Here is a 24,999-nt window from a genome sequence, read left to right on the forward strand (position 1 = left end):
CGTGACGGTGGACGGGTGCCGGCGCGAGGCGCGCTCCAGAGACGGGACGAGCGGTCGCGCTGTGGCAGGCTTCCTGCTCGCTGGATGATGCGTCCGTCTCACCGGTACGACAACGCGAGCCCCAGGAATGTGAGGCGACGCGCCGGCCTCACATTCCTGGGCGCCGTCTTGTCGGACCTGTGAGAGCGGATGCGACCGAGGGAGGACGGTGACGTCATGACCACCCGATCCGGGCCAGGACCAGGACACGGCCGGCCCGATCCAGGCCTGGACGCGATCATGGGCGAGCGGCGTCAGCTGATCAATCTCGCCTACCGGCTGCTGGGCTCCCTGGCGGAGGCCGAAGACGCCGTACAGGAGACCTACGCCCGCTGGTACGCCATGTCCCTGCGGCAGCGGGAGGCCGTCGAGTCACCCGGCGCCTGGCTGACGACGGTCGCCGGCCGCGTCTGCCTCAACCTGCTCGGCTCGGCACGAGCCAGGCGAGAGAGCTACGTGGGCGAATGGATCCCCGAGCCGCTTCCCGAACCCACGGAGTGGATCGGCGGGCGGCCGGGCGGCGCCACCGCCGACCCCGCCGACCGGGTCACTCTCGACGAGTCGGTCAACATGGCCTTCCTCGTCGTCCTCGAGTCGATGACCCCCGCCGAGCGCGTCGCGTTCATCCTCCACGACGTCTTCCGGTACCCCTTCGCGGAAATCGCGGAGATCGTCGGCCGCACCCCGGCGGCCTGCCGCCAGTTGGCCTCCTCGGCCCGCCGCCGCATCCGTGACTCCGCGGTTCCCTCGACTCCGGCGGTCCGGCAGGCCGCCGTCGTCAGGGCCTTCAAGGTGGCCTGGGAGGCCAAGGACATCGACGCTCTCATCGGCCTGCTCGACCCCGGCGCCACGGCGATCGCCGACGGCGGCGGCCTCGCCACCACTTTCCTGCGTCCGATCGAAGGCGGCGACCAGATCGCGCGCGCCTTGCTCGAGATCGCCCGCCGGGCGCCCGGCGGCATGATGTTCCTGGAACGGACGGTCAACGGCCGGCCCGGCCTGGTCGCTCAGCAGGACGGCGTCACCCTGACGGTGTTCGCGTTCGACGTCGCGGGCGACAGGATCACGCGCATCTGGGCGGTGCGCAATCCCGAGAAACTCCGGCCCTGGACGGCGGTCACGGGACGGTGAGGATGATCTTCCCGGCCGGGTGGCCCTGGGCGAGGTGGCGGATGGCGTCGGCGGCGTCGTGGAGGGGGTAGGTGCGGCCGACGACCGGGGTGAGGGCGCCGGACTCGATGAGACGTGCCAGCTCCTCCAGGTCCTCGGCGCGCTCCTTGCAGACAAGGCCGCGTAACCGCCGGGCGGTGAACATCGACATCAGCGGCGCGCGGAGCTGACGGGTGTAGCCACCGAGCAGCCCGCCCGCGTCATGACCGCCGCCGGCCAGCACGAGTGTCCCGCGCGCCGTCAGGGCGCGGCACAGCAGCGACAACGGGCGGCACCCTGCGGTGTCGATGATGGCGTCGTACCGCGGCCCGTCGCGGTCGACCTCCTCACGCGTGTAGTCGATGACGTCGTCGGCGCCCAGCGAGCGCACGAGGTCGGCCTTCGAGGGGCCGCACACGCCGGTCACCCGCGCGCCGGACGCCTTGGCGATCTGCACCGCGAACGACCCGATGCCGCCCGCCGCGCCGATGACCATCACCCGCTGTCCCGGTCGCACGGCGGCGGCGTCGCGCACGCCCTGCAGCGCCGTCACCCCGGAGATGGGCACCGACGCGGCCTGCTCGAACGACATGCCGGGCGGCTTGGCGGCCAGACGCGTCCATCTCGCGGTCGCGTACTCGGCGAACGAGCCGGTGCGGCAGGTGCCGAACACCTCGTCGCCGGGCCGGAACCGGGTGACGCCGGAGCCGGCCGCCGTCACCACGCCCGCCAGGGCGAGACCCCGCACCGCCACCCTGGGGGCGCGCAGCCCGAACGCGGCGCGCGCGGCGTAGGGCCTGCCGGTCATGCAGACCCACACGCCCGGGTCCACGCCGGCCGCGCGCACCTGGACGAGCACCTCGTCGTCGCCCATCGGCGGCCGGTCGATGTCGCGCAGCTCCAGCACGTCGGCCGAGCCGTACACCTTCTGAGTGATCGCCTTCATGATGTCTCCTCCGCGGAGTCGGGATACTGGAACACGTCGTCGAGGGGAACGCCGAACACCCGGGCGATCTGGAAGGCCATCTCCAGGGACGGCGAGTAGCGGCCCTGCTCGATGGCGAGGATGGTCTGCCGCGTCACGCCGATGCGCTCGGCGAGCTGGGCCTGGGTCATCTCGCCGTGCTCGAAGCGCAGCGCGCGGATGCGGTTGGTGACACGGGTCGCCTTCACCATTGGGGGAAGCCCCCGCGGTACAGGCCGATCTTGGCGACGTTGCCGAGGACGGCCGAGAGGGTGAAGCACAGGTAGATGACGTTGGCGATCCAGAACTGATGCCATCCGCCCATCGCCATGAGCATCGCCGCGACCCCGCCGATGACGACGAACGACTGGCCGATGTGGTCGCCGCGCTGCCCGATCTCGCGGTCGCGCACGTCCTTGGCGCGGGACGCGCCCGGGGTCACGGCGCCGAGCACGATCTCGGCCACGATCGCCGCGGCGATGCTCGCGCCCACCGTCCACAGCAGCACGGTGGCGTAGGGCACGTCGGGTAAGGGACGCCCGCCCGCGCGTCCCAGGACGACGGCCAGGTAGACGCCGTACGAGACCACGGCGGCGAACAGCCGGATCCACGCGCGTTTCTCTTCGTGCGTCATGATCAGCCTTCCGTGATGTTAAGAATCTTTGACACCTCCAATGTATGTCATCTTTGACTTCATGTACAGAATTCTTTACACGCAACATCGGGCGGCCCGCATCGGCCGCCCGACGAACCGGGCTTGCGCGGCCCTCAGTGGCAGGTCCGCCGCCCGTGCGCCGGCGCATTCGCGACGCGTTCGCCGAGCAGCAGCGCGGCGACCGCCTCCGGGGCCTCACGCATCGCGTCGTGGCCGGTCGGAAGGTCGTGGACCTGCCACCCGGGATCGGCGTGGAGCCGGCTGCGGAGTCCGGCGAACGGCGTCCGGTCCTCCCATCCCGAGCAGTAGACGAACTCCCGGCGGGGGACCTGGGCGGGCGGGCCGGTGAGCCGGATCGCCTGCAGGAACGAGGCGAGGGGATGGGGACGGCGGCGGGGATCGCCGCCGTCCGGCGGCCGGACGGCGTAGCCGGTGGTCGCGGCGCCGGCTACGAACGCCTCCCGGTAGCGCTCGGTCGTCGACGACCAGCACGACTCGCCATCGCGCGGCACATAGGCGTCGAGATGCACCAGTCGCGAGACCCGGCCGTCGGCGCGATCGGCGGCGGCGGCGATCACCATCCCGCCGTAGCTGTGGCCGACCAGCGTCGCGCTGGTGACGCGGGCACGATCGAGGAGGCTCAATACGTCGCCGGCGTGCGTGTCGAGGTTGGCGGTCGCCACCGTCGCGTCGTCGTCGTCCGGCCGCAGACCGGTCAGGGTCAGGGCGTGAACGGCATGACCGGCACGCTCCAGCAGCGGTACCACCGCCTCGAACGACCAGGAGCCGTGCCAGCCGCCGGGCACGAGGACGAACGTCGCCATGCGTTTCTCCTTCTTCTCGAAGAGGAGGCGTCAAGGCACGCCGCCTCGATGACGTGTGGTCCGGTCGGGCGCTCTGTGCGACCGAGGACCACTCCGCATGGAGGAAGTGTCACCAGATCAGGGGATGGCCGGCCACCGATAGAATGCCAACCGATGCCTGTTCGCCGCCAATCTCACCGCGACCCGGCCGCCGGCGTGACGTCACATGTGTGGCCGTCCGGCGGGCGCCACCTGTGGCCGTCCGGCGGAACGAGCGCGGTGCGATCGCACGCACGGGGACACCTGGTGTACGCGGCCGCCGGCGTCCTGGCGGTCCACACCGAGCGCGGCACGTCGGTCGTCCCCGCCAACCGGGTCGCCTGGACCCCCGCCGGGTTCACGCACCACCACCGCGCCCACGGCGACACCGATATGCGCATCGTCTTTCTCGCACCGTCCCTCGCCCGGCTCTTACCAGAGCATCCCGCCGTGTTCCTGGCCTCCGGCCTCGCCCGCGAGGTCCTGCTCGCCCTGACCGGCCCCCGCGACCACGACGACGCCGCGCCCGGCTACGGCCGCTCCGCGCGCTCGCGCCTCCTTCGAGTCCTCGTCGACGAACTACGCGAAGCGCACGAACAGCCCCTGCACCTGCCGGAGCCACAGGACGACCGGCTGCGAGCCGTCGCCCGGATGCTGCACGAGAAGCCGGCGGACAACACCTCGCTGGCCGAACTCGGGAAGACGATCGGAGCCAGCCCCCGCACCCTCAGCCGGCTGTTCCGCGACGAGCTGGGCATGACCTTCTACGAATGGCGCACACAGCTACGCGTCTACCACGCGCTCGTGCTCCTCGCCGACGGCCACGACATCACCCGGACCGCCTACGCCTGCGGATGGGCCAACCCCAGCGGCTTCATCGCGGCGTTCACCGCCATCATCGGAACGACCCCGGGCCGCCACCGAACCGGCCACCAGACCACCGCCCGCGCATCAAGTGCCGAGCCGGAGTGCGCGCGGCGCGCGTAGGCGAGGACCTTGCCCGGATCGTCAGATCAGGGCCAGGGAATCGGGGTGGACGTAGCCTTCGAAGTGGGCGGAGACGAGGAGGCGGCCTTCGGTGGAGGGGCGGCGGCAGACGTAGGAGTAGCGGTCGGCCGAGTAGACGCGGACGCCGTCGGTGCGGCACTGGCGCATCAGGACCTCGTCCCACTCCTCCGACATGTCCGCGATGCCGAGTTCGACGAGCGCGGGGCGGCGGGCGAGCAGCGTCGCGCCCGCGAGTTCGGGGAGGAAGCGGTGCTCGGCTCCGGGCTGGCGCAGGAGCGTGGCGCCGGTGTCGGTGATGTGGGCGTAGAACGAGGCCTTGCCGACGATCTCGGCGTCCACGGCGGCGAAGTACCGCGCCAGGTCGGCCAGATAGTGCTCGCCGTACAGGTCGCGGGGGTCCAGGACGGCCACGAGGTCGCCGTCGGCCAGGCGCAGAGCCCGGTCGAGGGCGGCGCCGCGGGTCATGGGCGTCCCGGCCTCGCGGACGACCAGGTCCTCGAACCCCGCGGAGCCGAATGTCCCTGGCCAGGGTGCGTCGCGGCGGGCGCCCGGCAGGCGGTCGCGTACCGCCTTCTCGACGGTGGCGGGGTCGAGGCCGTCGGTCACGATGACGAGCTGGCCGGGGAGGCGGACCTGGCGTTCCAGCTGGGCGAGCAGGTGGTCGAGTGCGGCGGGGCCTGACACGGCGGCGACGGCGGTGACGGTCGCGGAGTTGCGCACCGACGCGAGCTCGGCGGCGTCCAGTACCGGATCGAGCAGCGGGGTCACCGGCACGGTGGACCGCCAGGCCAGGTGGGCCTCGGTGGCGCATTCGGCCCCGGCGGCGAGGTAGTCGCGGACCGAGTCGAGCGCCCGCGGCACGGACGCCTGGTCGACGGGGGCCGTGAGCTGCATGATCGGCGTGCCGCAGGCGGAGATCTCCTCGATGGTCCGCGCGTCGGCGTCGGGGCCGGCGAGCACCATCGAGACGGCGCGGTAGGCCGTCAGCAGGTCGTCGTAGGTGGCCTTGCCGGTGACCAGCGGCCGCCAGCCGGCGTCCGGCGGCGGATCGCCGAGGACGGCCGTGCCGAGCAGGCCCACGCCGTCACGCTCGCCGGCCGCGGGGATCTGGTTGTGGACGCGCGGCTGCACGGCGTGCGGCAGGACGCCTACGCGGTCGTGCCGGAGCGCGGCCCGCCACTCGCGCGCCCTGGCCTCGGAGGTGGCGAGCACGCGGTCGAACAGGGAGGCCATGGGCACGGCCGTCGAGAGCGGGCCGCCGGAGTGCCAGAAGATCGTGCGGATGCCCCTGCGCGAGCATTCCTCGACGAGGTCGCGCAACCCGCGGGTGCGGCCTGCCAGCTCCTCCAGCCACCGCCCGCCGTTGCCCTGGCGCGGGCCGGGCTGGACGGACTCGACGAACAGCAGGTGCGGCCGGTGCTGGTCGAGCATGGCCTGCCAGTTGTCGGGGCCGAAGTTGGTGACCTGGCGCCATTCGTACCGGAACAGGGCCTCGGACTGCCGGTCGACGATGGCGGCTACGGTCAGGTACGGCCGGGTCAGCGGGCCCTTGGGGACGACGAAGCCCTCGGCCATGGGCGTGGAGACCTCGGGGCCCGCCGTCCGGGGCGCGAGGGGCGCCACCGGCGTGGCCTCGACGGCAGGCGGGGTGGGGGCGAAGTCGGACCGCTTGGGCGCGGGGCGCTTGCTGATGGGGTCGCGGAGGGTCCGGGCGACCTGGCCGGGGTTTTTGGTGTGGATGGCGTCGCCGAGCTTGGACCACCGGCTGGCCTGCACCGATTCCAGGCGCCACTGGGCGGCCTCGGTCTGGTAGCGCTGCTCCGCGAGGTTCTTGGCGAGCTGGGCGACCTGCTTCTCGGCGGTCCTCAGCCTGGCCTCGGCCTCCCGCAGGCGGGTCAGGGCCTCGGCCTCGGAGACGGCCGCGCGCGCGAGCCGCTCCTGGTAGTCGGCCAGCAGCCGGGTGAGCTCGGCCGCGCCCGAAGCCGCCGCCACGGCCGCTTCGAGGGCCCGGCGGGTGCCGTCCAACTCTTCACTCATGCCATCACCGTGTCCCCAGACGTCGAGCAAGAATAATCGCAGATCCGGCCCGACCATCTCGAACTGCCACAAGTCCGTACACTCGGCAGGTATTCGCTGAGGGGAGGCGTCACAGTGCGCAACGGGAAGTGGCCGGATCACGCGGCGCGGCCGTACGTCTGCGGAGCCATCGGCGCCTACGACCCCGCGCGCCTTGAGGCGCTCAGCGGGGCGGGCCCCGCCGTGCGGGAGGTGCACCGGACGCCCGGCGCGGCCCTGCTCAGCTCCGCGCCGCTGGCCCCCTACGCCGTCTCGCCCGGTTCGGGCGCCCCTCCCGTTCCTTCGACCGGCTCCGGGGACGGCGCCTTCTCCGCGGGCTCCCCGGCGGCCGGCGCGCCCGCCTCCGCCACGGCCGGCCCGGGGTCCGGCCGTCCGCCTTCGGGCGGCGCGCGGTTCGCGTGGGCGGAAGGGCGGCCGTCGCAGGCCCTGCCGTGGTGGGCGGTGGCCGAGACGTGGGAGACGCCCGGCCTGATCGACGAGCCGGACACGGTGACCCTGCACACCGGCGCCTTCGGGCTGATCGACGTGTACTACCTCGCCGAGACGGGCCCGGAGGGGGACGCCGTCTACTTCGCCGGCAACATCGAGCCGCTGCTGGCGCTGGCGCGCCGTCCGTACGAGGTGAACTGGGACGCCTGGGCGGCGATCTTCAAGCTGACCTACCCGCTGCTGGAGGACACCCCCTACCGGCAGGTCAAGCGGCTGCCCGGCGCGACCGCCCTGGTCTGGTCCCGTGCCGCGCGCAAGATCGGCGTGGACAGGCGGGCCCCCCGGTGGGTGCGCGAGGAGCCGTTCGACCGGGGTGTCACCGGCGGGGACATCGTCGCGCTGCTGCACGAGGCGCTGAAGCCGTTCGACGACCGGCCGCTGCTGGTGCCGGTGAGCGGCGGATACGACTCGCGGCTGCTCGCCTCGGTGGCGGTGGCGCGCAAGATGGACGTGGTGTCGTGGACGACGAGCCCGGACGACGGCCTGGACAACGACATCGACTTCGCCCGGTACGTCACCCGCGAGCTGGGCATCCCGCACCGCATCGTCCCGCAGGACGCGGCCGCCTACCCCGACGAGGCGCGGTGGGCGGCGCGCAGGCTCGAATACCTGACCAGCCACCACGCCTGGTACTCCCCCTTCGCCCGCGAGGTGCACAAGGCCGGCCGGGCGGTCGTGGACGGGCTGGCGGGCGGTCCGCTCATGAAGAACTTCCTGATCACGGCCGACGCCGTAGGCGCGGGCACCTCCGCCGACCGGCGGGCCGCGCTGCTGGCGGCGCTGGCGACCGGTGAGCCTCACCTCCCGATGCTGTCGGACCGGGCGCTGGCCTTCGTCGACGAGCGGGTGGGCACGGCCTTCGACCAGGCGACGTCCATGCTGCGCGGGCACCGCTCCGAGCTGCCGCTGAGTGTGCTGCACACCCGGACCGCACGAGGCATCGCCCGCTCCCCGGTGAACCTGGTCGGCCCGGAGGTCACCCCGGTCTTCCCGTTCCTGCACCCGGAGTTCTTCGACGCCGCCCTGTCGGTGCCGGTGGACCGCAAGGAGGGCGGGCGGTTCTACCGGGAGATCCTGCGGGCGGCCGGCCCGCGCATCGCCGCCCTGCCGTCGACCAACGGCGCGCTGCCGCACCGGCGGGTGCCGCTGCGCTCGAACGGCCCGGCCGCCCGCGAGTGGAACCACCGGATGCTGGTGAAGGCCGCGACCGTGCCCGGCCTGCTGTCGGAGCCGATGCTCGCGGTGGTGGCGGGCGGCCCGGACGCCCTGACGGCGTTCGCCTCGTGGAACTCGAGGTTTTGGCTCCGTGGATTGGTGCTTTTCGGTTCCTGGCTGACCGACTACGAGGACACGCTGGGCGACCTCACGCCCCCCTGGGCCGCGACCTTGTGAAGCCGTTCACAGACACCGGCGAAATCCGTGTGCCATCAGCGGAGACACGGAGGGTGGTCACAGTATTACGCGAGCATTCACAGGGATGCGCTCGATTACGCGTCCGGCACGCTGAGCGACCTCCACTGATCGTCTTCGGAGGTCCGCAATGGCCTGCTAGTCTTCCGCGAAACAGCGCCGAAACACGCTGAGCACCGAGCCACCCCTTCGGTGCCGGCGTCGGGCGGGAGCCGCAGGGATGACGGCTCCGACGGCGCGAGCCCCTGTGTTGTACCGCCCTACTCCCTTGATGCGAGCGATACCTATGAGCGCTTCACCATGCCCGGAATCCGTTTCCGAGGACTTCATCTCATCAGACCCCCGGTGGTACAAGAGAGCCGTCTTCTACGAAATCCTGGTCCGCGGCTTCCGCGACTCCAACGGTGACGGCACCGGCGATCTGCGTGGTCTGATCGAGAAGCTCGACTATCTTCAGTGGCTCGGCGTCGACTGCCTGTGGTTGCTGCCGCTGTACGAGTCGCCGTTGCGCGACGGCGGCTACGACATCGCCGACTACATGAAGATCCTCCAGGAGTTCGGCGACCTGGCCGACTTCGTGGAACTGATCGAAGAGGCGCACAAGCGGGGCCTGCGGATCATCACCGACCTGGTGATGAACCACACCAGCGACAAGCACCCGTGGTTCCAGGCCTCCCGGCACGACCCCACCGGCCCCTACGGCGACTTCTACGTCTGGTCGGACGACCCGTCCCGCTACCCGGACGCGCCGATCATCTTCGTCGGGGCCGAGGAGTCCAACTGGACCTACGACCCGGTGCGCGGGCAGTACTACTGGCACCGGTTCTTCCACCACCAGCCGGACCTCAACTACGAGAACCCGGCGGTTCAGGACGCCATGCTGGAGGTCCTGCGGTTCTGGCTGGACCTCGGCATCGACGGGTTCCGCCTGGACGCGGTGCCCTACCTGTTCGAGCGCGAGGGCACCGCCTGCTCGGGCCTGCCCGAGACGCACGCCTACCTCAAGCGCGTCAGGGCCGAGGTCGACCGCCTGTACCCCGACCGGGTGCTGCTGGCCGAGGCCAACGGCTGGCCCGAGGACGTCGTGGAGTACTTCGGCGACCCGACCACCGGCGGCGACGAGTGCCACATGGCCTTCCACTTCCCGCTCATGCCGCGCATCTTCATGGCGGTGCGCCGGGAGTCGCGCGAGCCGATCTCCGAGATCATGTCTCGCACCCCGAAGCTTCCCGAGAACGCCCAGTGGGGCATCTTCCTCCGCAACCACGACGAGCTGACCCTCGAGACGGTCACCGAGGAAGAGCGCGACTACATGCACGCGGAGTACGCCAAGGACCCGCGCATGCGCGCCTACCTGGGCATCCGCCGCCGGCTGGCGCCGCTGCTGGAGAACGACCGCGACCAGATCGAGCTGTTCACCGCTCTGCTGCTGTCCATGCCCGGCTCGCCCGTCATGTACTACGGGGACGAGATCGGCATGGGCGACAACATCTGGCTGGAGGACCGCGACGCCGTCCGCACGCCGATGCAGTGGAGCCCCGATCGCAACGCCGGTTTCTCCAGCGGCGACCCCGGACGGCTGTACCTGCCGGCCGTCATGGACCCGATCTACGGTTACCAGGCCGTCAACGTCGAGGCCCAGACGAAGAGCGGCTCGTCGCTGCTGCACTTCACCAGGAAGATGCTGGAGGTGCGGCGGCAGCACCCGGTGTTCGGCACCGGCGCCTACACCGAGCTGTGGTCGCCGAACTACAGCGTGCTGGCCTTCGTCCGCGAGGAGGGCGACGACCGCATGCTGTGCGTCAACAACCTCTCCAAGCACCCGCAGCCGGTCGAGCTCGACCTGCGGCGGTTCGCGGGCATGACCCCCGTCGAGTGCCGGGGCGGGGTGGGCTTCCCGGTCATCGGCGACCTGCCCTACCTGCTCACGCTGCCCGGTCACGGCTTCTACTGGTTCTCCCTCAACCGCCCCTGAGAGCGCCGGCGGCACTTCCCGTTCCCGGTGGCCGCGGCCGCCGGGAACACCGCATAGATCGCCCCCCGGGCCGGGACGCGGCGGGTCACGGCTCGCGGCTCGCGGGTCACGGCCTGCGGGTCACCGGCTCGCGGCCTGCGGGCCACGGCTCACGGCCCGCGGGTCACGGCCTGCGGGTCACCGGCTCGCGGCCTGCGGGCCACGGCTCACGGCCCGCGGGTCACGGCTCGCAGGTCAGGGCCTGCGGGTCAGGGCCTGCGGGTCAGGGCTTGCGGGCGACGGCGCCGGAGAAGGTGTAGTAGGTGGCCGAGCGCTCCCAGGACTCCCCGGGCTCGGGGCGCCAGTCCGCGAGCGGCACCAGGCCGGGCTCCAGCAGTTCGAAGTCCCCGACGAAGCGCATGAGCTCCTCGCGGGTACGCCACCTGCCGGTGCCGAGGTGCTCGTTGAAGACCTTCTCCATGGTCTCGGCCTGCTTGGACGATTCGGGATGCTCGTCCTGCGCGTCGAAGAAGTTCGCCATGGCGAGGAAACTGCCCGGCGCGAGCGGTTCGCGCAGCCGGTCGGCGATGCCCCACGGGTCCTCGTCGTCGTGCAGGTGGTGCAGGATGCTGAACATCAGCAGGCCGACCGGCTCGCTGAAGTCGATGAACCTCCGCAGCGTGGCGTTGGCGTAGATCGCCTCGGGGTCGCGGATGTCGGCCTGGATGACGGTGGTGGTGTCGTTGGTCGCCAGCAGCGCCCGGCCGTGCGTGAGGACGATCGGGTCGTTGTCCACGTAGACCACGCGCGCGGACGGGTCGACCCGCTGGGCGACCTCGTGCACATTGCCCTGAGTGGGCAGGCCGGACCCGAGGTCGATGAACTGGCGGATGCCCTCCTCGGCGGCCAGGTGGTGCACGACCCGCTGCAGGAAGCGCCGGCTGGCCCTGCCGGCTTCCTTGGCGTCGGGGACGATGCGCAGGGTCATCTCGCCGATCTCCCGGTCCACGGCGAAGTTGTCCTTGCCGTCCAGGAAGAAGTCATAGACGCGGGCGATGCTCGGCTTGGTGATGTCTATCTCGGGCGGCGGACCGGCGCCGTCGTTCTTGGTCCAGTTCCAGTCTTCGCCGCGGTCAGACACGCCCATCCCACCCTGCTTCCGTCGACCCGCCTGTTCACACCGGGATCCCGGCACATGCTAGCCCGTACACACCGGACTCATCCGGAGATCGCTCACTTAGCCTCTGGTATCGACACGAACGTAATAAAGGGACGACGACGGGACATGCTCTAGCGCGGCGTGACCGGAATGCGGGCCCGGGCCGCCTTGCGGGCGGGGATCAACGCGACGAGCAAGGACGCCCCGACAGCCGTCAGCACGGCAAGGAGCAGCGTCGCCGGGCTGGGCGCGCGGCCGATGCCCGCCCCGATGCCGCTGGCCGCCCCCTGCAGATCGATCAGGCCGGAGGAGACGAACGCCCCCACCGCCGCGCCCACGACGACCCCGAGCACGACGAGCAGCCCCGTCCCGGTCACCAGCGTGCCCATGACCTGCCGCGGGGTGAGCCCCATGGCCTTCAGCACCGCCAGGTCCAGCGCGTGGTCGCGCAGCCCCACCGCGCTCGCCGTCAGCAGGTTGGCCAGCCCCAGCAGGGCCAGCACCGCCACCAGCGCCACGATGATCACCCTGATCGCCGACAGCCGGTCCGCCGGGTTCACCGCCTGGGACACCTCCAAGCCCTGCGCCTGCAGGCGCGCGCGCACGTCGGCGGGGTCGGCGCCCTGCCGCAGCGCGAGGCTGTGGTACTGCGGCGGCAGCGCGTCCTTGGGCGCCAGGGTGTCCAGCGCGACCGAGAGCACCTCGCCGTCCTGCTCGGGCTCCAGCACCCGCCCGACGAAACGGACGATCAGCGGGGTGCCGCCGATCGTCAGCCGCGTCCGGTCGCCGATGCGGACGTGCAGCAGGTCGAGCAGGCCCTGCCCCGCCACGGCCTCGCCACGGTCGCGGAACATGCGCCCCTCGACCACCGAGTACGGGTAGGGATCGGTGACCGTGCCGAGGGCCCGGGTGCGCACGGTGCGCGTCTGGCCCGGGACCAGCGCGTCGACCTCCGTCCCCGGATAGGCCGCCACCACGTCGGCGTCGGCCAGCGCGATCCGGTTGGCGTCCGTGGCGGTCACGCTCCCCGGCCGGACGGTCAGCGCGGCGGCCTGGCCCACCTGCTCGGGATGGGCCTTGAAGGCGTCCAGCGTCGCCCAGCAGCCAAGACCGATCGTGATCAGCATCATCGGGATGGCGAGCCCGAACGCCGTCAGCAACGCCGGCAGCCTGCGCGTGAAGGCGTCCCGCGCCCCGAGCACCAGCGCCGGCGGCAGCCGCACCAGCAGCGCCAGTCGGGCCATGCGCGACAGGTGGCCGCGCGGCGGGGCCACCGGGGCCGCCGGCAGCGCGGGCGTGCGGCCGCCGCGCCAGGCGGGCAGCCAGACCGCGACCAGCACCACCAGTGCCGTGCCGAACGCGATCGCCAGCAGCGGAGCCGAGGACAACGGCACCACCACCGTGTCCGTCAGCGCGTACACGGTGATCAGCCGCCCGCACAGCACCCCGGCCGCGATGCCGGCCAACCCCAGCGTGCCGTGCTCGACGACCAGCATGCGTACCACCTGACGGCGGGTGAACCCCAGGGACTTCAACGTCGCGATGTCACGCCACTGGGTCAGCACCCGGCCGCCGGTCACGTTCGCGATGGCCAGCGCGGCCGCCACCAGCCCGGCCACGCCGAACAGCGCCAGCAGCACCCCGAGCAGCCGGTTGTCCAGTTCCATCGACGCGCGCACCTCGCGCCAGGTGGACACCCGCTGCACCTGGCCCGCCAGCTTGGTGATCGCCTGCTGGACGACCAGCGAGGTGTCGTCCGGGTCGGCCAGGCGCAGGCCCGTCACCGACTCGCTGCGGCCGAGCGCGGGCTCCACCTGTTCCAGCGTGCCGGCCAGCGACCAGGCCACGCCCGGCGTCCACTCGGGATAGAAGCCCTGGTCGCCGCTCTCGGCCAGCCCGATCACCGTGAGACCGTGCGTGGCGCCGTTCAGGCCGATGACCGAGAACGGGCCGCCCGTGCGCAGGCCCGCCGAGCGGGCGAACGAGCGCTCCACCACGACGCCCCGCGCGTCCCCCGGGTCGAGCCAGCGGCCCTCGCGCACGACGGGGCGGCCCACGGACGGGAGCACGGCGGCCATCTCCTGCAACGTGACCGGGGTCTTCTTCCCACCCTGGACCAGGGTCGCGGGCGCGCTGCGGTACGGGCCCGCGATGTCGGTGACCCCGTCCAGCGCCCTGAGCACGGCGGGATCGGGGGCGTCTTGCGTGTGCAGCCAGACATGCGCGCCGTTGCCCTTGGTGAACAGGCCACGCCAGGGGTTGGTGCCGTCCTCCAGCAGCGTGGCCGCGGTGATGAGCGCCGTGACGATGCCCGCCACCGCGAGGACGGTGAGCAACGCCTGCGCCCGCCGCGCCCGCAGATCAGCCCGGATCCACCGCCTCTCAGCCGTGTTAATGGCGCTCGCTCCGCTCGCGCGGGGCGAAGCCGCCCTTGAGCCGACGCTCTTCACTCGTCAGGCGAAAGCACTCGTCCCTCGCACTTCCGCCTTCCTCCCTCAGAGCGCCGGCGCGGCTTCGCCAGTACTCATGGCGCTCGCTCCGCTCGCGCAGGGCGAAGCCGCCCTTGAGCCGACGCTCTTCACTCGTCAGGCGAAAGCACTCGTCCCTCGCACTTCCGCCTTCCTCCCTCAGAGCGCCGGCGCGGCTTCGCCAGTACTCATGGCGCTCGCTCCGCTCGCGCAGGGCGAAGCCGCCCTTGAGCCCAGTCATCCGCGGAGTTCCACGACGTCGCCGGGGCCGGTCTTGCGGCGGCGGGTGGGGGCTATGACGCCGTCGTCGATGATCTGGCCGTCCATGAGGGTGACGACGCGGTCGGCCAGGCCCGCGACGCGGGCCTCATGGGTGACCATGACGATCGTCTGCCCCTCCCTGTGGACCTCGCCGAGCAGGCTCAGCACGTCGCGGGTGTTACTGCTGTCGAGGTTGCCGGTGGGTTCGTCGGCCAGCAGGACCTGCGGCTGGTTGGCGAGCGCCCGGGCCAGGGCGACGCGCTGCTGTTCACCGCCGGACAACCGGCCCGGAGCCGAGTCGGCCTTGTCGGTCAGCTTCAGCTTGCCCAGCAGGTACTCCCTGCGCTCGCGCGCGTGCTTGGGGGACGCTCCGGCCAGCAGGGCGGGCAGTTCGACGTTGTCGGCGACCGTCATGTTGTCGACCAGATTGAAGAACTGGAAGACGAAGCCGATCTTCTGACGGCGCAGGATCGCCCAGGCGCTCTCGTTGAGGGTGTCGGCGCGGCGGCCGTCGATCCAGATCTCGCCGCTGGTGCGGACGTCCAGGCCGCCGAGCATGTGGACGAGCGTGGACTTGCCCGAGCCCGAGGGGCCCATGATGGCGACGAACTCCCCACGTGCCACCTGCAGATCGATGCCGCGTACCGCGTGCACCGGCAGGCCGCCGCCGGCCTGGTAGACCTTCACCAGGCCGACCGTGTGCAGCGCGGGCGTGTTCATGTCGCCCGGGGGGACGGGGGGCGCGGTGCTCACTGGTCGCTCACCACTTCTCTCCTGCTTCTACTGCGTCAGAGCAGATCCTCCTGGCAACGCTCCAGCCAGTCGAGGTCGGCCTGGAGATGGAGCATGGCACCTTCGATCAGCAGATGCGCCGGGCGGTTGTCCTGATCGGTCTGATCGGCGAGTTCTACCAGATCGCGCATGATCGCGAGGTAATGCCGGCGCTGCCGGTTGATCAGCGTCATGCGGTCGGCGATGCCCGTCAGGGGCGCGAGCACGAGCTTCATGAAGAACTCGTCCCTGACCCGCGGGCCCTCGGTGGGCGAGTCGACCCACTCGTCGAGCGCTTCGCGGCCCATGCCCGTGCAGTAGTAGACCTTCTTGTTCGGACGGTTGGACTGCTCGACGTCGACGCTGCGGACCAGGCCGTCCTTCTCCAGGCGGCCCAGCGTGACGTAGATCTGCCCGATGTTGGGAGAGGGATAGGCGGTGCCGAAGATCTGTTCGAGCGCCTGTTTCAGCTCGTACCCGTGGGCAGGTTCCTTCGCCAGGAGCGCCAGCAACTGGAGCCGCACGCCCCACCTCCCTCGGGCCTCGCGTTACCTATGTGTTACGGACTAATCCGTTGACGTCCACATTATCGCTATGCATAACATGCATGCATCTACATAACACGCATGTAACCCAAACAAAACCCGGAGGACACGTGCGCCGCCTCGCTCCCTTACTCATCGCAGCGCTGCTGGTCAGCGGCTGCGCCGGGTTCGGCGAGAGCGACGCGGCGCAGAGCGGGGCCACGGACGGCTCGGGTCCGATGACCTTCGCGACCGGGCGCGACACGACCGGCTACATCCAGCCCCTCATCGACAAGTGGAACCGGACGCACCCCAAGGAGCAGGTCAGCCTCCTTGAGCTGCCGGAGGCCGCCGACGAGCAGAGGGCGCAGATGGTGGCCAACCTCCAAGCCAAGAGCGAGCGTTACGACGTGCTCGGGCTGGACGTGGTGTGGACGGCCGAGTTCGCCGACGCGGGCTGGATCGTCCCCCTCGACCGGAGCATGTTCCCGCTGGACAAGCTGCTCGCGCCCGTCGTGGACACGGCCCTCTACCAGGGCAAGCTCTACGCGGTCCCCTACACCAGCAACGCGGGGCTGCTCTACTACCGCAAGGACATCCTTGACGCCGAGCACCTCAAGCCGCCGAGGACCTGGGCGGAGCTGCGCGAGCAGGCCGTCCGCCTCGGCAGGAAGTACCAGCTGGACGGCTATGCCGGCCAGTTCCTTCCCTACGAGGGCCTGACCGTCAACTTCGCCGAAGCCGTGCAGTCCGCGGGCGGCCAGATCCTCAGCGCGGACGGCACCAGGGTCACCCTCGACCTCGGCACCGCCGCCACCGGCCTCGAATTCCTGGTGGGCGGGCTTCGCCAGGGCTGGATCCCGCAGGAGTCCCTCGCCTACAAGGAGGAGGAGTCCCGGCTGGCCTTCCAGCAGGGCAGGCTGCTGTTCGCCCGCAACTGGCCGCACGCGTACGGGCCGGCCAAGCGCTCGAGCATCGGCGGCAAGTTCGCGGTGACCCGGCTGCCCGGCCTCGACGGGCCGGGGTCGAGCACGCTCGGCGGGCTCAACCTCGCCATCAGCGCGTACTCCAAACACCAGAAGTCGGCCCTTGAGTTCATCCGCTACTTCACCGGCCTGGCCAACGAGCGCAGCGTGCTCACCGAGGGCTCCTTCCCCCCGGTGTGGGCCGAGCTGTACGACGACCCGGCCCTCATCAAGCGTTATCCCTATCTCCCGGTGCTCAAGCAGAGCATCATGTCTGCCCGGCCAAGGCCGGTCAGCTCCAAATACGACCAGGTCAGCCTGGTGATATCGAGCGCCGTCTCCGACGCGCTCAACCTCAGGAAACCCAGCGACGAGACCGTCGCGACCCTGAAGCAGCAGCTCAGCGAGATCATCCGCACCCCATAGACGAGGGCGATCCCCCCGTTCACTCCCTTTCATCCCAAAACTCAACATTCACTTTCTGGGCCTCAACAGGAGGTAGCACCATCATGCGTGCCAAGACGACTGCGGTGGTGGCCGGGCTCATGCTCGCGGCCACCGCGTGCGGCGGTCAGTCCGGCGAGACCACGCCTTCCACCAGCGCCGGCGCCAGCAGCGCCCCGGCCGCCAAGTCCCTCGCGGGGACGACGATCGAGATCGCGGCCAAGTGGACCGGCGACGAGCAGAAGAACTTCGAGCAGGTGCTCAAGGCGTTCGAGGAGAAGACCGGCGCCAAGGTCAACTACGCGTCCACCGGTGAGGACACCGGCGCCTACCTCGGCCCGCGCATCCAGGGCGGCAACCCGCCCGACATCGCGATCCTGCCGCAGCCCGGACTGGTGCAGCAGTACGCCGACCAGAAGGCGCTCAAGCCGCTGTCGACCGAGGTCCAGGCCCAGATCGACCAGAACTACAGCCCGTACTGGAAGAGCCTCGGCTCGGCCAACGGCCAGGTGTACGGCGTGCTGGTCAAGGCCGCGCACAAGTCCCTGATCTGGTACCGCGCCCCCGCGTTCGAAGACGCCGGCGCCCAGCCCGCGACCACCTGGGACGACCTGATCGGCAAGACCGCCCAGACGCTGGCGGACTCCGGCACCGCCCCGTTCGCGCTCTGCGCCGCCTCGGGCTGGACGCTCACCGACCTGTTCGAGAACGTCTACCTCTCCACCGCGGGCCCGGACAACTACGACAAGCTGTCCAAGCACGAGATCCCGTGGACCGACGCCTCGGTGACCACGGCGCTGGAGAAGATCGCCCAGATCTTCGGCAAGAAGGAGTTCATGTACGGCGGCTCCTCCGGCGCCCTGCAGACCGACTTCCCGACCTGCGCCACCCAGGTCTACGGCCAGAAGAAGGCCGCCATGGTGATCGAGGCGGACTTCGTCGCCGTCTCGGCCGTCCAGTCCGGCGCCAAGGTCGGCGAGGACGCCAAGATCATGCCGTTCCCGAAGGCCGGCGACACCGACCCCGTCATCCTCGGCGGCGACACCGCGGTGGCGCTGAAGGAGTCCAAGGGCGCCATGGCGCTGCTGGAGTACCTCGCCTCCGCCGAGGGCGGCTCGGTGTGGGCCAAGCTCCCCGGCTACCTGTCGCCGAACCGCAACGTCTCCCCCGACAACTACCCCGACGACCTGACCAAGCAGCTCGGGCAGACGATCATCTCGGCCGGCGACGCCGTCCGCTACGACATGTCGGACCTGGCGCCGAGCGCCTTCGGCGGCACCGATGGCAAGGGTGAGTGGAAGGCCCTCCAGGACTTCCTGCGCGACCCCAAGGACATCAAGGGCATTCAGGAGAAGCTCGAGTCCGACGCCGCCAAGGCCTGGAAGAAGTAGGGACGCAGGCCGTGACCGAACGGTTGGACGGCCCGCAGACCCCGCGCGGCGACGATGACGTCGTCGCCCGCGGGGCCTCCCCCGGACCAGAAGAGACCATCCAGACCAACAAGCCCATCGAGAACAACGAGACCGAGCCGGCCACCGAACAGGCCGGGAAAGCGCATCCCGCGCTGGAGGACGCGGCCTCCGGCGAGGACGGCACCGCCGGCGTCGCGCCGCCGGAGATCGCCACGGGGAACGCCACGGGGAACGCCACGGGGAACGCCACGCCCAAGGCGGCCTACGGCCGCTCGGGCAACCTCGGCCCCTCGCCCAAGGCCGCCGCGCTCTTCCTGCTCCCGGCGGTCATCATGCTGGGCGCCTGGGTGATCTACCCGATCGTCTACTCGATCATCCGCAGCATGTACGACGCCAACGGCGACACGTTCGTCGGCCTGGCGAACTACGGCGCGATCTTCAGCGACTCAGGCATGATCAACACGATCCGGAACAACGTGATCTGGGTCGTGGTCGCGCCGAGCCTGGTCACCGTCCTCGGCCTCATCTTCGCGGTGCTGACCGAGCGGGTGCGCTGGGCGACGGCCTTCAAGCTGATCGTCTTCATGCCCATGGCGGTGTCGCTGCTCGCTTCCGGCGTCATCTTCCGCCTGGTCTACGAGCAGGACCCGGACAAGGGCGTCGCCAACGCCGTCATCACCTCGGTGCACGACGTGTTCGCCTCCAGCAGCGGCTACCCCGGCGCGCGTCCCCGGGAGAACGACCAGGCGCCGGCGCTGGTGGACAAGGGCGCGGTGCTCACCCGCCGGCCCGTCCAGGCGGGACAGCAGGTGATGATCCCGCTGGTCGGGATGAAGCCGGACGCCCTGCCGTCCGACGCCGCCGCGGCCAAGCCCGCCGCCGCCGCGCCCGGGGAGCTCTCCGGCACGGTGTGGCTGGACTTCACCCCCGGCGGCGGCACGGTCAACCAGATCGACGGCGCCGAGAAGGGCATGCCCGAAGTGACCGTCGAGGCGGTCTCGGGCGGCGCGGTCAAGGGCACCACCACGACCGCGGCCGACGGCACCTTCCACTTCTCCGGGCTGCCGGCGGGCTCCTACCAGCTGCGGCTGCCGCAGTCGAACTTCGCCCAGCCCTTCGGCGGGCTCACCTGGCTCGGCCCCGCGCTGATCACCCCGGCGATCATCGGGGCGTTCATCTGGGTGTGGGCCGGGTTCGCCATGGTGCTGATCGCGGCGGGCCTGTCGGCCATCCCGCGTGACGCCCTGGAGGCGGCCCGCATCGACGGCGCGACCGAGTGGCAGGTGTTCCGCCGCATCACCATCCCGCTGCTGTCGCCGGTGCTGCTCGTGGTCCTGGTGACGATGATCATCAACACGCTGAAGGTCTTCGACCTGGTCTTCGTCATCGCCCCCGGAGCCTCGCAACCGAACGCCAACGTCATCGCGCTGGAGATGTGGCGCGTGTCGTTCGGCGGCGGCGGCAACCAAGGGCTGGGCAGCGCGCTGGCGATCTTCCTGCTCGTGCTGGTCCTGCCGTTCATGGCCATCAACATCCGGCGGTTCCGGAGGGAACAGGCATGACGACCCTCACCGCGTCCCAGCCTGGGACGGCCCGCGACGCGGGCGCGCTCCGTCGCGGCGTCCTGTCCAGGGTGATCGACAAGCTCGGCGGCGGGCTCGTGCAGCTCGTCCTGATCGTGCTCGCCCTGTTCTGGCTCGTCCCCACGCTCGGCCTGCTGGTGGTGTCGCTGCGCGGCGACGCCGACAACACCGCGAGCGGGTGGTGGACGCTCTTCACCAAGCCCGCGCAGATCACCTTCGAGAACTACGGCAACCTGCTGGCCAGCGGGTTCACCTCGTCGTTCTGGAACACCGTGGCCATCACGGTGCCGGCCACCATCCTGGTCATCGGCTTCGCCGCCGCGGCGGCGTACGCGTTCGCGTGGATGGAGTTCCCCGGGCGTGACGCGCTGTTCATCGTGGTCATCGCCCTGCTGGTGGTCCCGGTGCAGATCGCGCTGATCCCGATCGCCAAGATGTACGGGGCGGCGGGCATCTTCGGCTCCATCCCGGGCGTGGTGCTGTTCCACGTCGCGTTCGGGCTGCCGTTCGCCATCTTCCTGCTGCGCAACTTCTTCGTCGGCATCCCCAAGGAGCTGCTGGAGGCCGCGCGCATGGACGGCGCGGCGGAGTGGAAGATCTTCGCGACGGTGGTGTTCCCGCTGGCCAAGCCGGCGGTCGCCTCGCTCGGCATCTTCCAGTTCCTGTGGGTGTGGAACGACCTGCTCGTCGCGCTGGTCTTCGCCGACACCGACGCCCAGCCGATGACCAAGGCCCTGCAGTCGCAGATGCGGCAGTTCGGCACCAACGTCGACATCCTCGCGCCAGGCGCCTTCCTGTCGCTCATCATCCCGTTGGTGCTCTTCTTCTCCTTCCAGCGTTACTTCGTCCAGGGCCTGCTCGCGGGCTCGGTGAAGTGACCGCGACCGGGTGCCCGTCTCGCGGGGGCAGGTGGGCACCCGGGTACGCGGATACGTCGCCGTGGACCGACAAGCCGTGAACGGACGATTCGGGCGCCGCCGCGCGGCGGCGCCGCCGATGGGCACTCGGACAGGCCGCCACGCGGCTAAGATCCCGGCATGACCGCTCGTCCATTAAACGAAGTCGTCGAGTCCGGGTGGGCCTCCGCCCTGGAGCCGGTCGCCGAGCGCATCGCTACGCTCGGCGACTTCCTCCGCCAGGAGATCGCCGATGGCAGGCAGTACCTCCCCGCGGGGCAGAACGTGCTCCGGGCCTTCCAGCAGCCCTTCGACCAGGTGCGCGTGCTCATCGTCGGGCAAGATCCCTACCCGACCCCCGGCCACCCCGTCGGCCTGAGCTTCTCGGTCGCCCCGGAGGTGCGCCCGCTACCGGGCAGCCTGGTCAACATCTTCAAGGAGTACATCGCCGACCTCGGCCTCCCGCAGCCGTCCAACGGCGACCTCACCCCGTGGACCGAGCAGGGCGTGCTGCTGCTCAACAGGGTGCTCACCGTCGCCCCCGGCAAGCCCGCCTCCCACCGCGGCAAGGGCTGGGAGCAGGTGACCGAGCAGGCCATCCACGCCCTCGTCGGCCGCGGCACGCCGCTCGTCGCCATCCTGTGGGGCCGTGACGCCCGCTCGCTCAAGCCGATGCTCGGCCAGGTGCCGTGCGTGGAGTCCGCGCATCCGAGCCCGCTGTCGGCCCGCAACGGCTTCTTCGGCAGCCGGCCCTTCAGCCGCGCCAACCAGCTGCTGGAGCAGCAGGGCGCCGCCCCGGTCGAATGGAAGCTCCCCTGACCGGCCGGCACCCCTGACGACCGGCCGGCGCACCACGACCTCCGGCTCCCACCCGGGCCCGTGGCCCTTCAGCCCTGGGTGGGCAGCCGCAGGGTGAAGACCGAACCCTCGCCGAGCACGCTGGAGGCCGTCACCGAGCCGCCGTGGGCCTCGGCGAGCTTGCGCACGATGGCGAGGCCGAGCCCGCTGCCGCCGGTGCGCCGGTTGCGCGACCTGTCCGCCCGCCAGAACCGCTCGAACACCCGCCCGAGGTCCTGCGGCGCGATGCCGCAGCCGGTGTCCGCGACCTCGATCACCGCCTGCTCGTCCGCACAGCGGGCGCGCAGGCGTACCGCTCCCCCGGCCGGGGTGTGCCGCACCGCGTTCGACACCAGGTTGCCGACCGCCTGGCGCAGCCGCACCGGGTCGGCGACCAGCGCGGGCTCGCCGTCCACCTCGGTCGACAGCGTGACGCCCGCGGCCCGCGCCCTTCCCCGGTGCATGGTGGCCACCTGGTCCAGCAGCTCGGCCAGGTCGACGGGCTCCTTGTGCAGCACCAGCTCACCGGCGTCGGCCTCGGCGAGGTCGCGCAGGTCGTCGATGACGTGCTGGAGCAGCAGTGCCTCCTCCAGCAGCGAGGACATCAGCGCCCTGTCGGGATCGACGATGCCGTCCTGGGTGGCCTCCAGCCAGCCGCGGATGTTGCTCAACGGCGTGCGCAGCTCGTGGGCGACGTCGCTGACCATCGCCTTGCGCAGTTCCTCCAGCCGCTCGCGCCGCTCGGACATGGCGTTGAAGGCCGCCGCGAGCGTGCCGATCTCGTCCCCGCCGGTCACCGCCACGCGCGCGGTGACGTCCCCCTCCTCCATGCGCCGCGCCGCGCCGGTCAGCGCGCGCAGCGGCCGGACGAGCCGGACGCCGGCCAGCGCGGTCACGGTCACGGTGAGCAGCAGCACCAGCGCGGCGACCCCGGCGATGCGCGCCTGGTTGGCCGGGGACAGATCGAAGATCGTCGAGGCTTCGGCGCCGCGGCTGCTGACGAACAGCAGTGCGGTCGGCGCGACGTACGGCGCGAGCTGCTCGCGGCGGCTCGCGGCGATGCACCCGGGCACGTACTCGCCCGGCACCGAGACCACCCGCGCCTCGGACGCGGCGCGCGTGACCGCCGCCACCCGCCTGGGAGAGGGCTGGGGGACGGGGCCGGGCAGCGGGGTCCAGGTGAAGTCCAGGCCCAGCCGCACCTGCGGCGCCTTGTGCCGGGCGAGGCAGGTGTTGACCAGCTCGGTGAGCCGGCCGAGCGCCGCGGCCTCGGTCCGGGTCGGCGTGTCCAGCGCCTCGCTGCCGCACCGCGAGTCCAGGCCCAGGCCGACGTCGTGGGTCTCCACACGCGGGCGGCCGCTCGGCCCGTAGACGATGTCGGCGGGGGTGCCGAACACCGCGCGCAGGCAGATCGCCCGCTGCTCGGCCGCGGCGCGGAGCCGCCGCCGCTCCCCCGCGGGCAGCCGGAACGGCCCGACGGCGCGCGGGTCGATGCGGCCGGACGACGCGCCGGCGGCGAGCGCGGTGTCGACGGCGAGCGGCTCGATGACGGCCGCCGGGCGGGCCGGCAGCGTGACCGGCCCGCGGTCGGAGTCCAGGACGGTCCTGCGGTCCTCGGTGGTCAGGGTGATCCGGCGGCCGACGCGCGCCGCCAGACGGGCCACGGTCGGCCCGGCGCCGTCCCAGGAGGCGTGGCCGGCCGCGTAGCCGAGCAGGGCGTCATACACCTGCGTGTCGTCGGCCAGCGCCTGGCCCTGCTCCTGGCGGATCGCGACGCTCGTGCTGCGGACGGTGAGCCAGGCGGTCGCCGCGATCGAGCACAGGGACACCAGCACCGAGACGGCCAGCAGCCGCACCAGCAGGCTCCGCCGCAGCGGCACCTCCCGCGCGGCCCGGCCCGTCTTCCGACCTGCCTCCCGCGCCGCCCGGCCCGCCTCGGGCGTCACCCGGCCCATCTCAGGCGTCACCCGGCCCGTCTCGGGCGTCACCCCGCCGGTGCGCCGGAGCCCGCGGGGCGCCTCAGGCATCGCCCGGTGACCGCCCTCCCACGGCGGCGATCTTGTAGCCGATCCCGTAGACGGTGACCAGCCGCACGGGCCTGCGCGGGTTCGGCTCGATCTTCTTGCGCAGGTTCATCACGTGCACGTCGACCGTGCGGGAGGTGATGTAGCGGTCGAACCCGTGCAGGTGACCGAGGATCTGCTGCCGGGTGAACACCCGGTCCGGCTGGGACGTCATCAGCTCCAGCAGCTGGAACTCCCCGGGGGTGCACTCGACGGGCACGCCGTCCACCCGCACCTCGTGGCGGGCCGGGTCCACGGTGAGCCCGCCCGCACGCAGCGTCGCGACCGGCGGCGGCGCGACGGCGACCGCCGCCCGGGTGCGCCGGAGCAGCGTGCGGACCCGGGCCATCAGCTCGCGCGGGCTGTACGGCTTGGTCATGTAGTCGTCCGCGCCCAGGTCGAGGCCGAGCAGCAGGTCGTCCTCGGTCGTGCGGGCGGTCAGCATGAGCACCGGCAGGTCGGACTCGGCGCGCAGCACGCGGCACACGTCGAGCCCGTCGACCTTGGGCATCATGACGTCCAGCACGAGCAGGTCGGGGGCACGGTCACGGACGGCGTCCAGCGCGGCCCGGCCGTCGTACACGGCGACGACCTCGTGGCCCTCGTGTTCGAGGTAGCGGCGGACCAGCTCCGCCTGTTTGACGTCGTCCTCCGCGACCACGACATAAGCGCACATATCGCCGAGCTTAGGCGAGCCGGCCCGTGCCCTTCCCCCGCTTGGCCACGGCCCGCCCCCAGCTCACGGGATGACCACCACCTGCTGACACCTTCCTGACATTCGGCCGGCGCCACCGGAAGCTGATCGGTCCCTGACAGGTTCCTCATATCCGGCATGCAGGGTCTGTCCCATGATTCACACCACCACTCCCAACCAGCTCCGCCGCCCCGCGAGGCGCGGCGCCCTCGCCGCCACGGCGCTCGCCGGACTGTGCCTGGTGACCGCGGCCTGCGCCGACGCCTCCGCCGCCGCGCGCGCCCCCCGCCCCGCCCCGGCGGCGGCCTCCGCCGCCCGCGCCGCCCTCGCCGCCGG

21 protein-coding genes are annotated in these 24,999 nt (G+C 71.5%); 10 read left to right on the forward strand and 11 right to left on the reverse strand.

The window, feature by feature from the left end:
* Positions 1-216 precede the first annotated feature (216 nt).
* Positions 217-1,170: an RNA polymerase sigma factor SigJ gene (gene sigJ / locus ACFO60_RS27125; protein WP_380845110.1), complete on the forward strand. Its 954-nt coding sequence runs from the start codon at positions 217-219 to the stop codon at positions 1,168-1,170.
* On the opposite strand, the gene ACFO60_RS27130 is transcribed toward sigJ, so the two are convergent.
* From ACFO60_RS27130 to ACFO60_RS27145, 4 genes are all read right to left on the reverse strand, one after another.
* Entirely contained in the window at positions 1,157-2,134 is a 978-nt protein-coding gene (locus ACFO60_RS27130; RefSeq protein WP_380845112.1) for an NAD(P)-dependent alcohol dehydrogenase, read from the reverse strand. The genes sigJ and ACFO60_RS27130 overlap by 14 nt on opposite strands.
* Complete coding sequence (locus ACFO60_RS27135) at positions 2,131-2,364, reverse strand: helix-turn-helix transcriptional regulator (protein ID WP_380845114.1); 234 nt, start codon at positions 2,362-2,364, stop codon at positions 2,131-2,133. Before ACFO60_RS27135 ends, ACFO60_RS27130 begins: the two co-directional genes overlap by 4 nt.
* Complete coding sequence (locus ACFO60_RS27140; protein WP_380845116.1) at positions 2,358-2,786, reverse strand: hypothetical protein; 429 nt, start codon at positions 2,784-2,786, stop codon at positions 2,358-2,360. The genes ACFO60_RS27135 and ACFO60_RS27140 overlap by 7 nt, the downstream gene beginning before the upstream one ends.
* A gap of 134 nt (positions 2,787-2,920) precedes the next feature.
* Positions 2,921-3,631: an alpha/beta fold hydrolase gene (locus tag ACFO60_RS27145; protein WP_380845118.1), complete on the reverse strand. Its 711-nt coding sequence runs from the start codon at positions 3,629-3,631 to the stop codon at positions 2,921-2,923.
* A 258-nt stretch (positions 3,632-3,889) separates the two neighbouring features.
* Between ACFO60_RS27145 and ACFO60_RS27150 the strand changes: the two genes are divergently transcribed.
* The gene (locus ACFO60_RS27150) at positions 3,890-4,636 is read left to right on the forward strand and encodes an AraC family transcriptional regulator (RefSeq protein WP_380845120.1); all 747 of its coding nucleotides are present in this window, start codon (positions 3,890-3,892) and stop codon (positions 4,634-4,636) included.
* Between the two features lie 21 nt (positions 4,637-4,657).
* Here the strand turns inward: ACFO60_RS27150 and ACFO60_RS27155 are convergent, their stop codons facing one another.
* On the reverse strand, positions 4,658-6,694 hold the full coding sequence (locus ACFO60_RS27155; protein WP_380845123.1) for a hypothetical protein: 2,037 nt from the start codon (positions 6,692-6,694) through the stop codon (positions 4,658-4,660).
* Between the two features lie 114 nt (positions 6,695-6,808).
* Between ACFO60_RS27155 and ACFO60_RS27160 the strand changes: the two genes are divergently transcribed.
* Positions 6,809-8,614 (forward strand): asparagine synthetase B family protein, encoded by a 1,806-nt coding sequence (locus ACFO60_RS27160; protein ID WP_380845126.1) that lies wholly within the window; start codon positions 6,809-6,811, stop codon positions 8,612-8,614.
* 304 nt (positions 8,615-8,918) lie between these two features.
* On the forward strand, positions 8,919-10,607 hold the full coding sequence (treS, locus tag ACFO60_RS27165) for a maltose alpha-D-glucosyltransferase (RefSeq protein WP_380845129.1): 1,689 nt from the start codon (positions 8,919-8,921) through the stop codon (positions 10,605-10,607).
* Positions 10,608-10,869: 262 nt separating this feature from the next.
* Here the strand turns inward: treS and ACFO60_RS27170 are convergent, their stop codons facing one another.
* The 4 genes from ACFO60_RS27170 to ACFO60_RS27185 all read right to left on the reverse strand — a co-directional run bounded on the left by ACFO60_RS27170 (position 10,870) and on the right by ACFO60_RS27185 (position 15,769).
* Positions 10,870-11,733 carry an SAM-dependent methyltransferase gene (locus tag ACFO60_RS27170; protein WP_380845132.1) on the reverse strand — a complete coding sequence of 288 codons (864 nt, stop codon included), beginning with the start codon at positions 11,731-11,733 and terminating at the stop codon, positions 10,870-10,872.
* Positions 11,734-11,876: 143 nt separating this feature from the next.
* Positions 11,877-14,081, reverse strand: coding sequence for an ABC transporter permease (locus ACFO60_RS27175; protein ID WP_380845135.1), 2,205 nt, complete (start codon positions 14,079-14,081; stop codon positions 11,877-11,879).
* Between the two features lie 369 nt (positions 14,082-14,450).
* Complete coding sequence (locus ACFO60_RS27180; RefSeq protein ID WP_380845177.1) at positions 14,451-15,194, reverse strand: ABC transporter ATP-binding protein; 744 nt, start codon at positions 15,192-15,194, stop codon at positions 14,451-14,453.
* Between the two features lie 68 nt (positions 15,195-15,262).
* Positions 15,263-15,769: a PadR family transcriptional regulator gene (locus tag ACFO60_RS27185; RefSeq protein WP_380845138.1), complete on the reverse strand. Its 507-nt coding sequence runs from the start codon at positions 15,767-15,769 to the stop codon at positions 15,263-15,265.
* 131 nt (positions 15,770-15,900) lie between these two features.
* Here ACFO60_RS27185 and ACFO60_RS27190 point away from each other — a divergent pair, with 131 nt between their 5' ends.
* The 5 genes from ACFO60_RS27190 to ACFO60_RS27210 all read left to right on the forward strand — a co-directional run bounded on the left by ACFO60_RS27190 (position 15,901) and on the right by ACFO60_RS27210 (position 21,888).
* Complete coding sequence (locus ACFO60_RS27190) at positions 15,901-17,160, forward strand: ABC transporter substrate-binding protein (protein WP_380845141.1); 1,260 nt, start codon at positions 15,901-15,903, stop codon at positions 17,158-17,160.
* An 83-nt stretch (positions 17,161-17,243) separates the two neighbouring features.
* Positions 17,244-18,569 carry an ABC transporter substrate-binding protein gene (locus ACFO60_RS27195; protein ID WP_380845144.1) on the forward strand — a complete coding sequence of 442 codons (1,326 nt, stop codon included), beginning with the start codon at positions 17,244-17,246 and terminating at the stop codon, positions 18,567-18,569.
* A gap of 11 nt (positions 18,570-18,580) precedes the next feature.
* Complete coding sequence (locus ACFO60_RS27200; protein WP_380845147.1) at positions 18,581-20,152, forward strand: carbohydrate ABC transporter permease; 1,572 nt, start codon at positions 18,581-18,583, stop codon at positions 20,150-20,152.
* Positions 20,149-21,051 carry a carbohydrate ABC transporter permease gene (locus ACFO60_RS27205; RefSeq protein ID WP_380845150.1) on the forward strand — a complete coding sequence of 301 codons (903 nt, stop codon included), beginning with the start codon at positions 20,149-20,151 and terminating at the stop codon, positions 21,049-21,051. The genes ACFO60_RS27200 and ACFO60_RS27205 overlap by 4 nt, the downstream gene beginning before the upstream one ends.
* Positions 21,052-21,210: 159 nt before the next feature.
* Positions 21,211-21,888, forward strand: coding sequence for a uracil-DNA glycosylase (locus ACFO60_RS27210; protein ID WP_380845153.1), 678 nt, complete (start codon positions 21,211-21,213; stop codon positions 21,886-21,888).
* 68 nt (positions 21,889-21,956) lie between these two features.
* On the opposite strand, the gene ACFO60_RS27215 is transcribed toward ACFO60_RS27210, so the two are convergent.
* Together ACFO60_RS27215 and ACFO60_RS27220 are read right to left on the reverse strand one after the other, a co-directional pair.
* Positions 21,957-23,933 (reverse strand): HAMP domain-containing sensor histidine kinase, encoded by a 1,977-nt coding sequence (locus tag ACFO60_RS27215; protein WP_380845156.1) that lies wholly within the window; start codon positions 23,931-23,933, stop codon positions 21,957-21,959.
* Entirely contained in the window at positions 23,926-24,645 is a 720-nt protein-coding gene (locus tag ACFO60_RS27220) for a response regulator transcription factor (protein WP_380845159.1), read from the reverse strand. The genes ACFO60_RS27215 and ACFO60_RS27220 overlap by 8 nt, the downstream gene beginning before the upstream one ends.
* Positions 24,646-24,817: 172 nt before the next feature.
* Between ACFO60_RS27220 and ACFO60_RS27225 the strand changes: the two genes are divergently transcribed.
* Positions 24,818-24,999: hypothetical protein (locus tag ACFO60_RS27225; RefSeq protein WP_380845162.1), on the forward strand; the 182-nt coding region annotated here is incomplete at its 3' end.

It is taken from the genome of Sphaerisporangium dianthi (assembly GCF_042654065.1).
Lineage (GTDB): Bacteria > Actinomycetota > Actinomycetes > Streptosporangiales > Streptosporangiaceae > Sphaerisporangium > Sphaerisporangium dianthi.

Excerpts from the sequence above, each read along its gene's own strand:
- ACFO60_RS27215 (WP_380845156.1), bottom strand. The coding sequence starts at position 23,933 with ATGCCTGAGGCGCCCCGCGGGCTCCGGCGCACCGGCGGGGTGACGCCC.
- ACFO60_RS27220 (WP_380845159.1), bottom strand. The coding sequence starts at position 24,645 with ATGTGCGCTTATGTCGTGGTCGCGGAGGACGACGTCAAACAGGCGGAG.
- ACFO60_RS27210 (WP_380845153.1), top strand. The coding sequence starts at position 21,211 with ATGACCGCTCGTCCATTAAACGAAGTCGTCGAGTCCGGGTGGGCCTCC.
- treS (WP_380845129.1), top strand. The coding sequence starts at position 8,919 with ATGAGCGCTTCACCATGCCCGGAATCCGTTTCCGAGGACTTCATCTCA.
- ACFO60_RS27170 (WP_380845132.1), bottom strand. The coding sequence starts at position 11,733 with ATGGGCGTGTCTGACCGCGGCGAAGACTGGAACTGGACCAAGAACGAC.
- ACFO60_RS27140 (WP_380845116.1), bottom strand. The coding sequence starts at position 2,786 with ATGACGCACGAAGAGAAACGCGCGTGGATCCGGCTGTTCGCCGCCGTG.
- ACFO60_RS27130 (WP_380845112.1), bottom strand. The coding sequence starts at position 2,134 with ATGAAGGCGATCACTCAGAAGGTGTACGGCTCGGCCGACGTGCTGGAG.
- ACFO60_RS27180 (WP_380845177.1), bottom strand. The coding sequence starts at position 15,194 with ATGAACACGCCCGCGCTGCACACGGTCGGCCTGGTGAAGGTCTACCAG.
- ACFO60_RS27205 (WP_380845150.1), top strand. The coding sequence starts at position 20,149 with ATGACGACCCTCACCGCGTCCCAGCCTGGGACGGCCCGCGACGCGGGC.
- ACFO60_RS27195 (WP_380845144.1), top strand. The coding sequence starts at position 17,244 with ATGCGTGCCAAGACGACTGCGGTGGTGGCCGGGCTCATGCTCGCGGCC.
- sigJ (WP_380845110.1), top strand. The coding sequence starts at position 217 with ATGACCACCCGATCCGGGCCAGGACCAGGACACGGCCGGCCCGATCCA.
- ACFO60_RS27135 (WP_380845114.1), bottom strand. The coding sequence starts at position 2,364 with ATGGTGAAGGCGACCCGTGTCACCAACCGCATCCGCGCGCTGCGCTTC.
- ACFO60_RS27155 (WP_380845123.1), bottom strand. The coding sequence starts at position 6,694 with ATGAGTGAAGAGTTGGACGGCACCCGCCGGGCCCTCGAAGCGGCCGTG.
- ACFO60_RS27145 (WP_380845118.1), bottom strand. The coding sequence starts at position 3,631 with ATGGCGACGTTCGTCCTCGTGCCCGGCGGCTGGCACGGCTCCTGGTCG.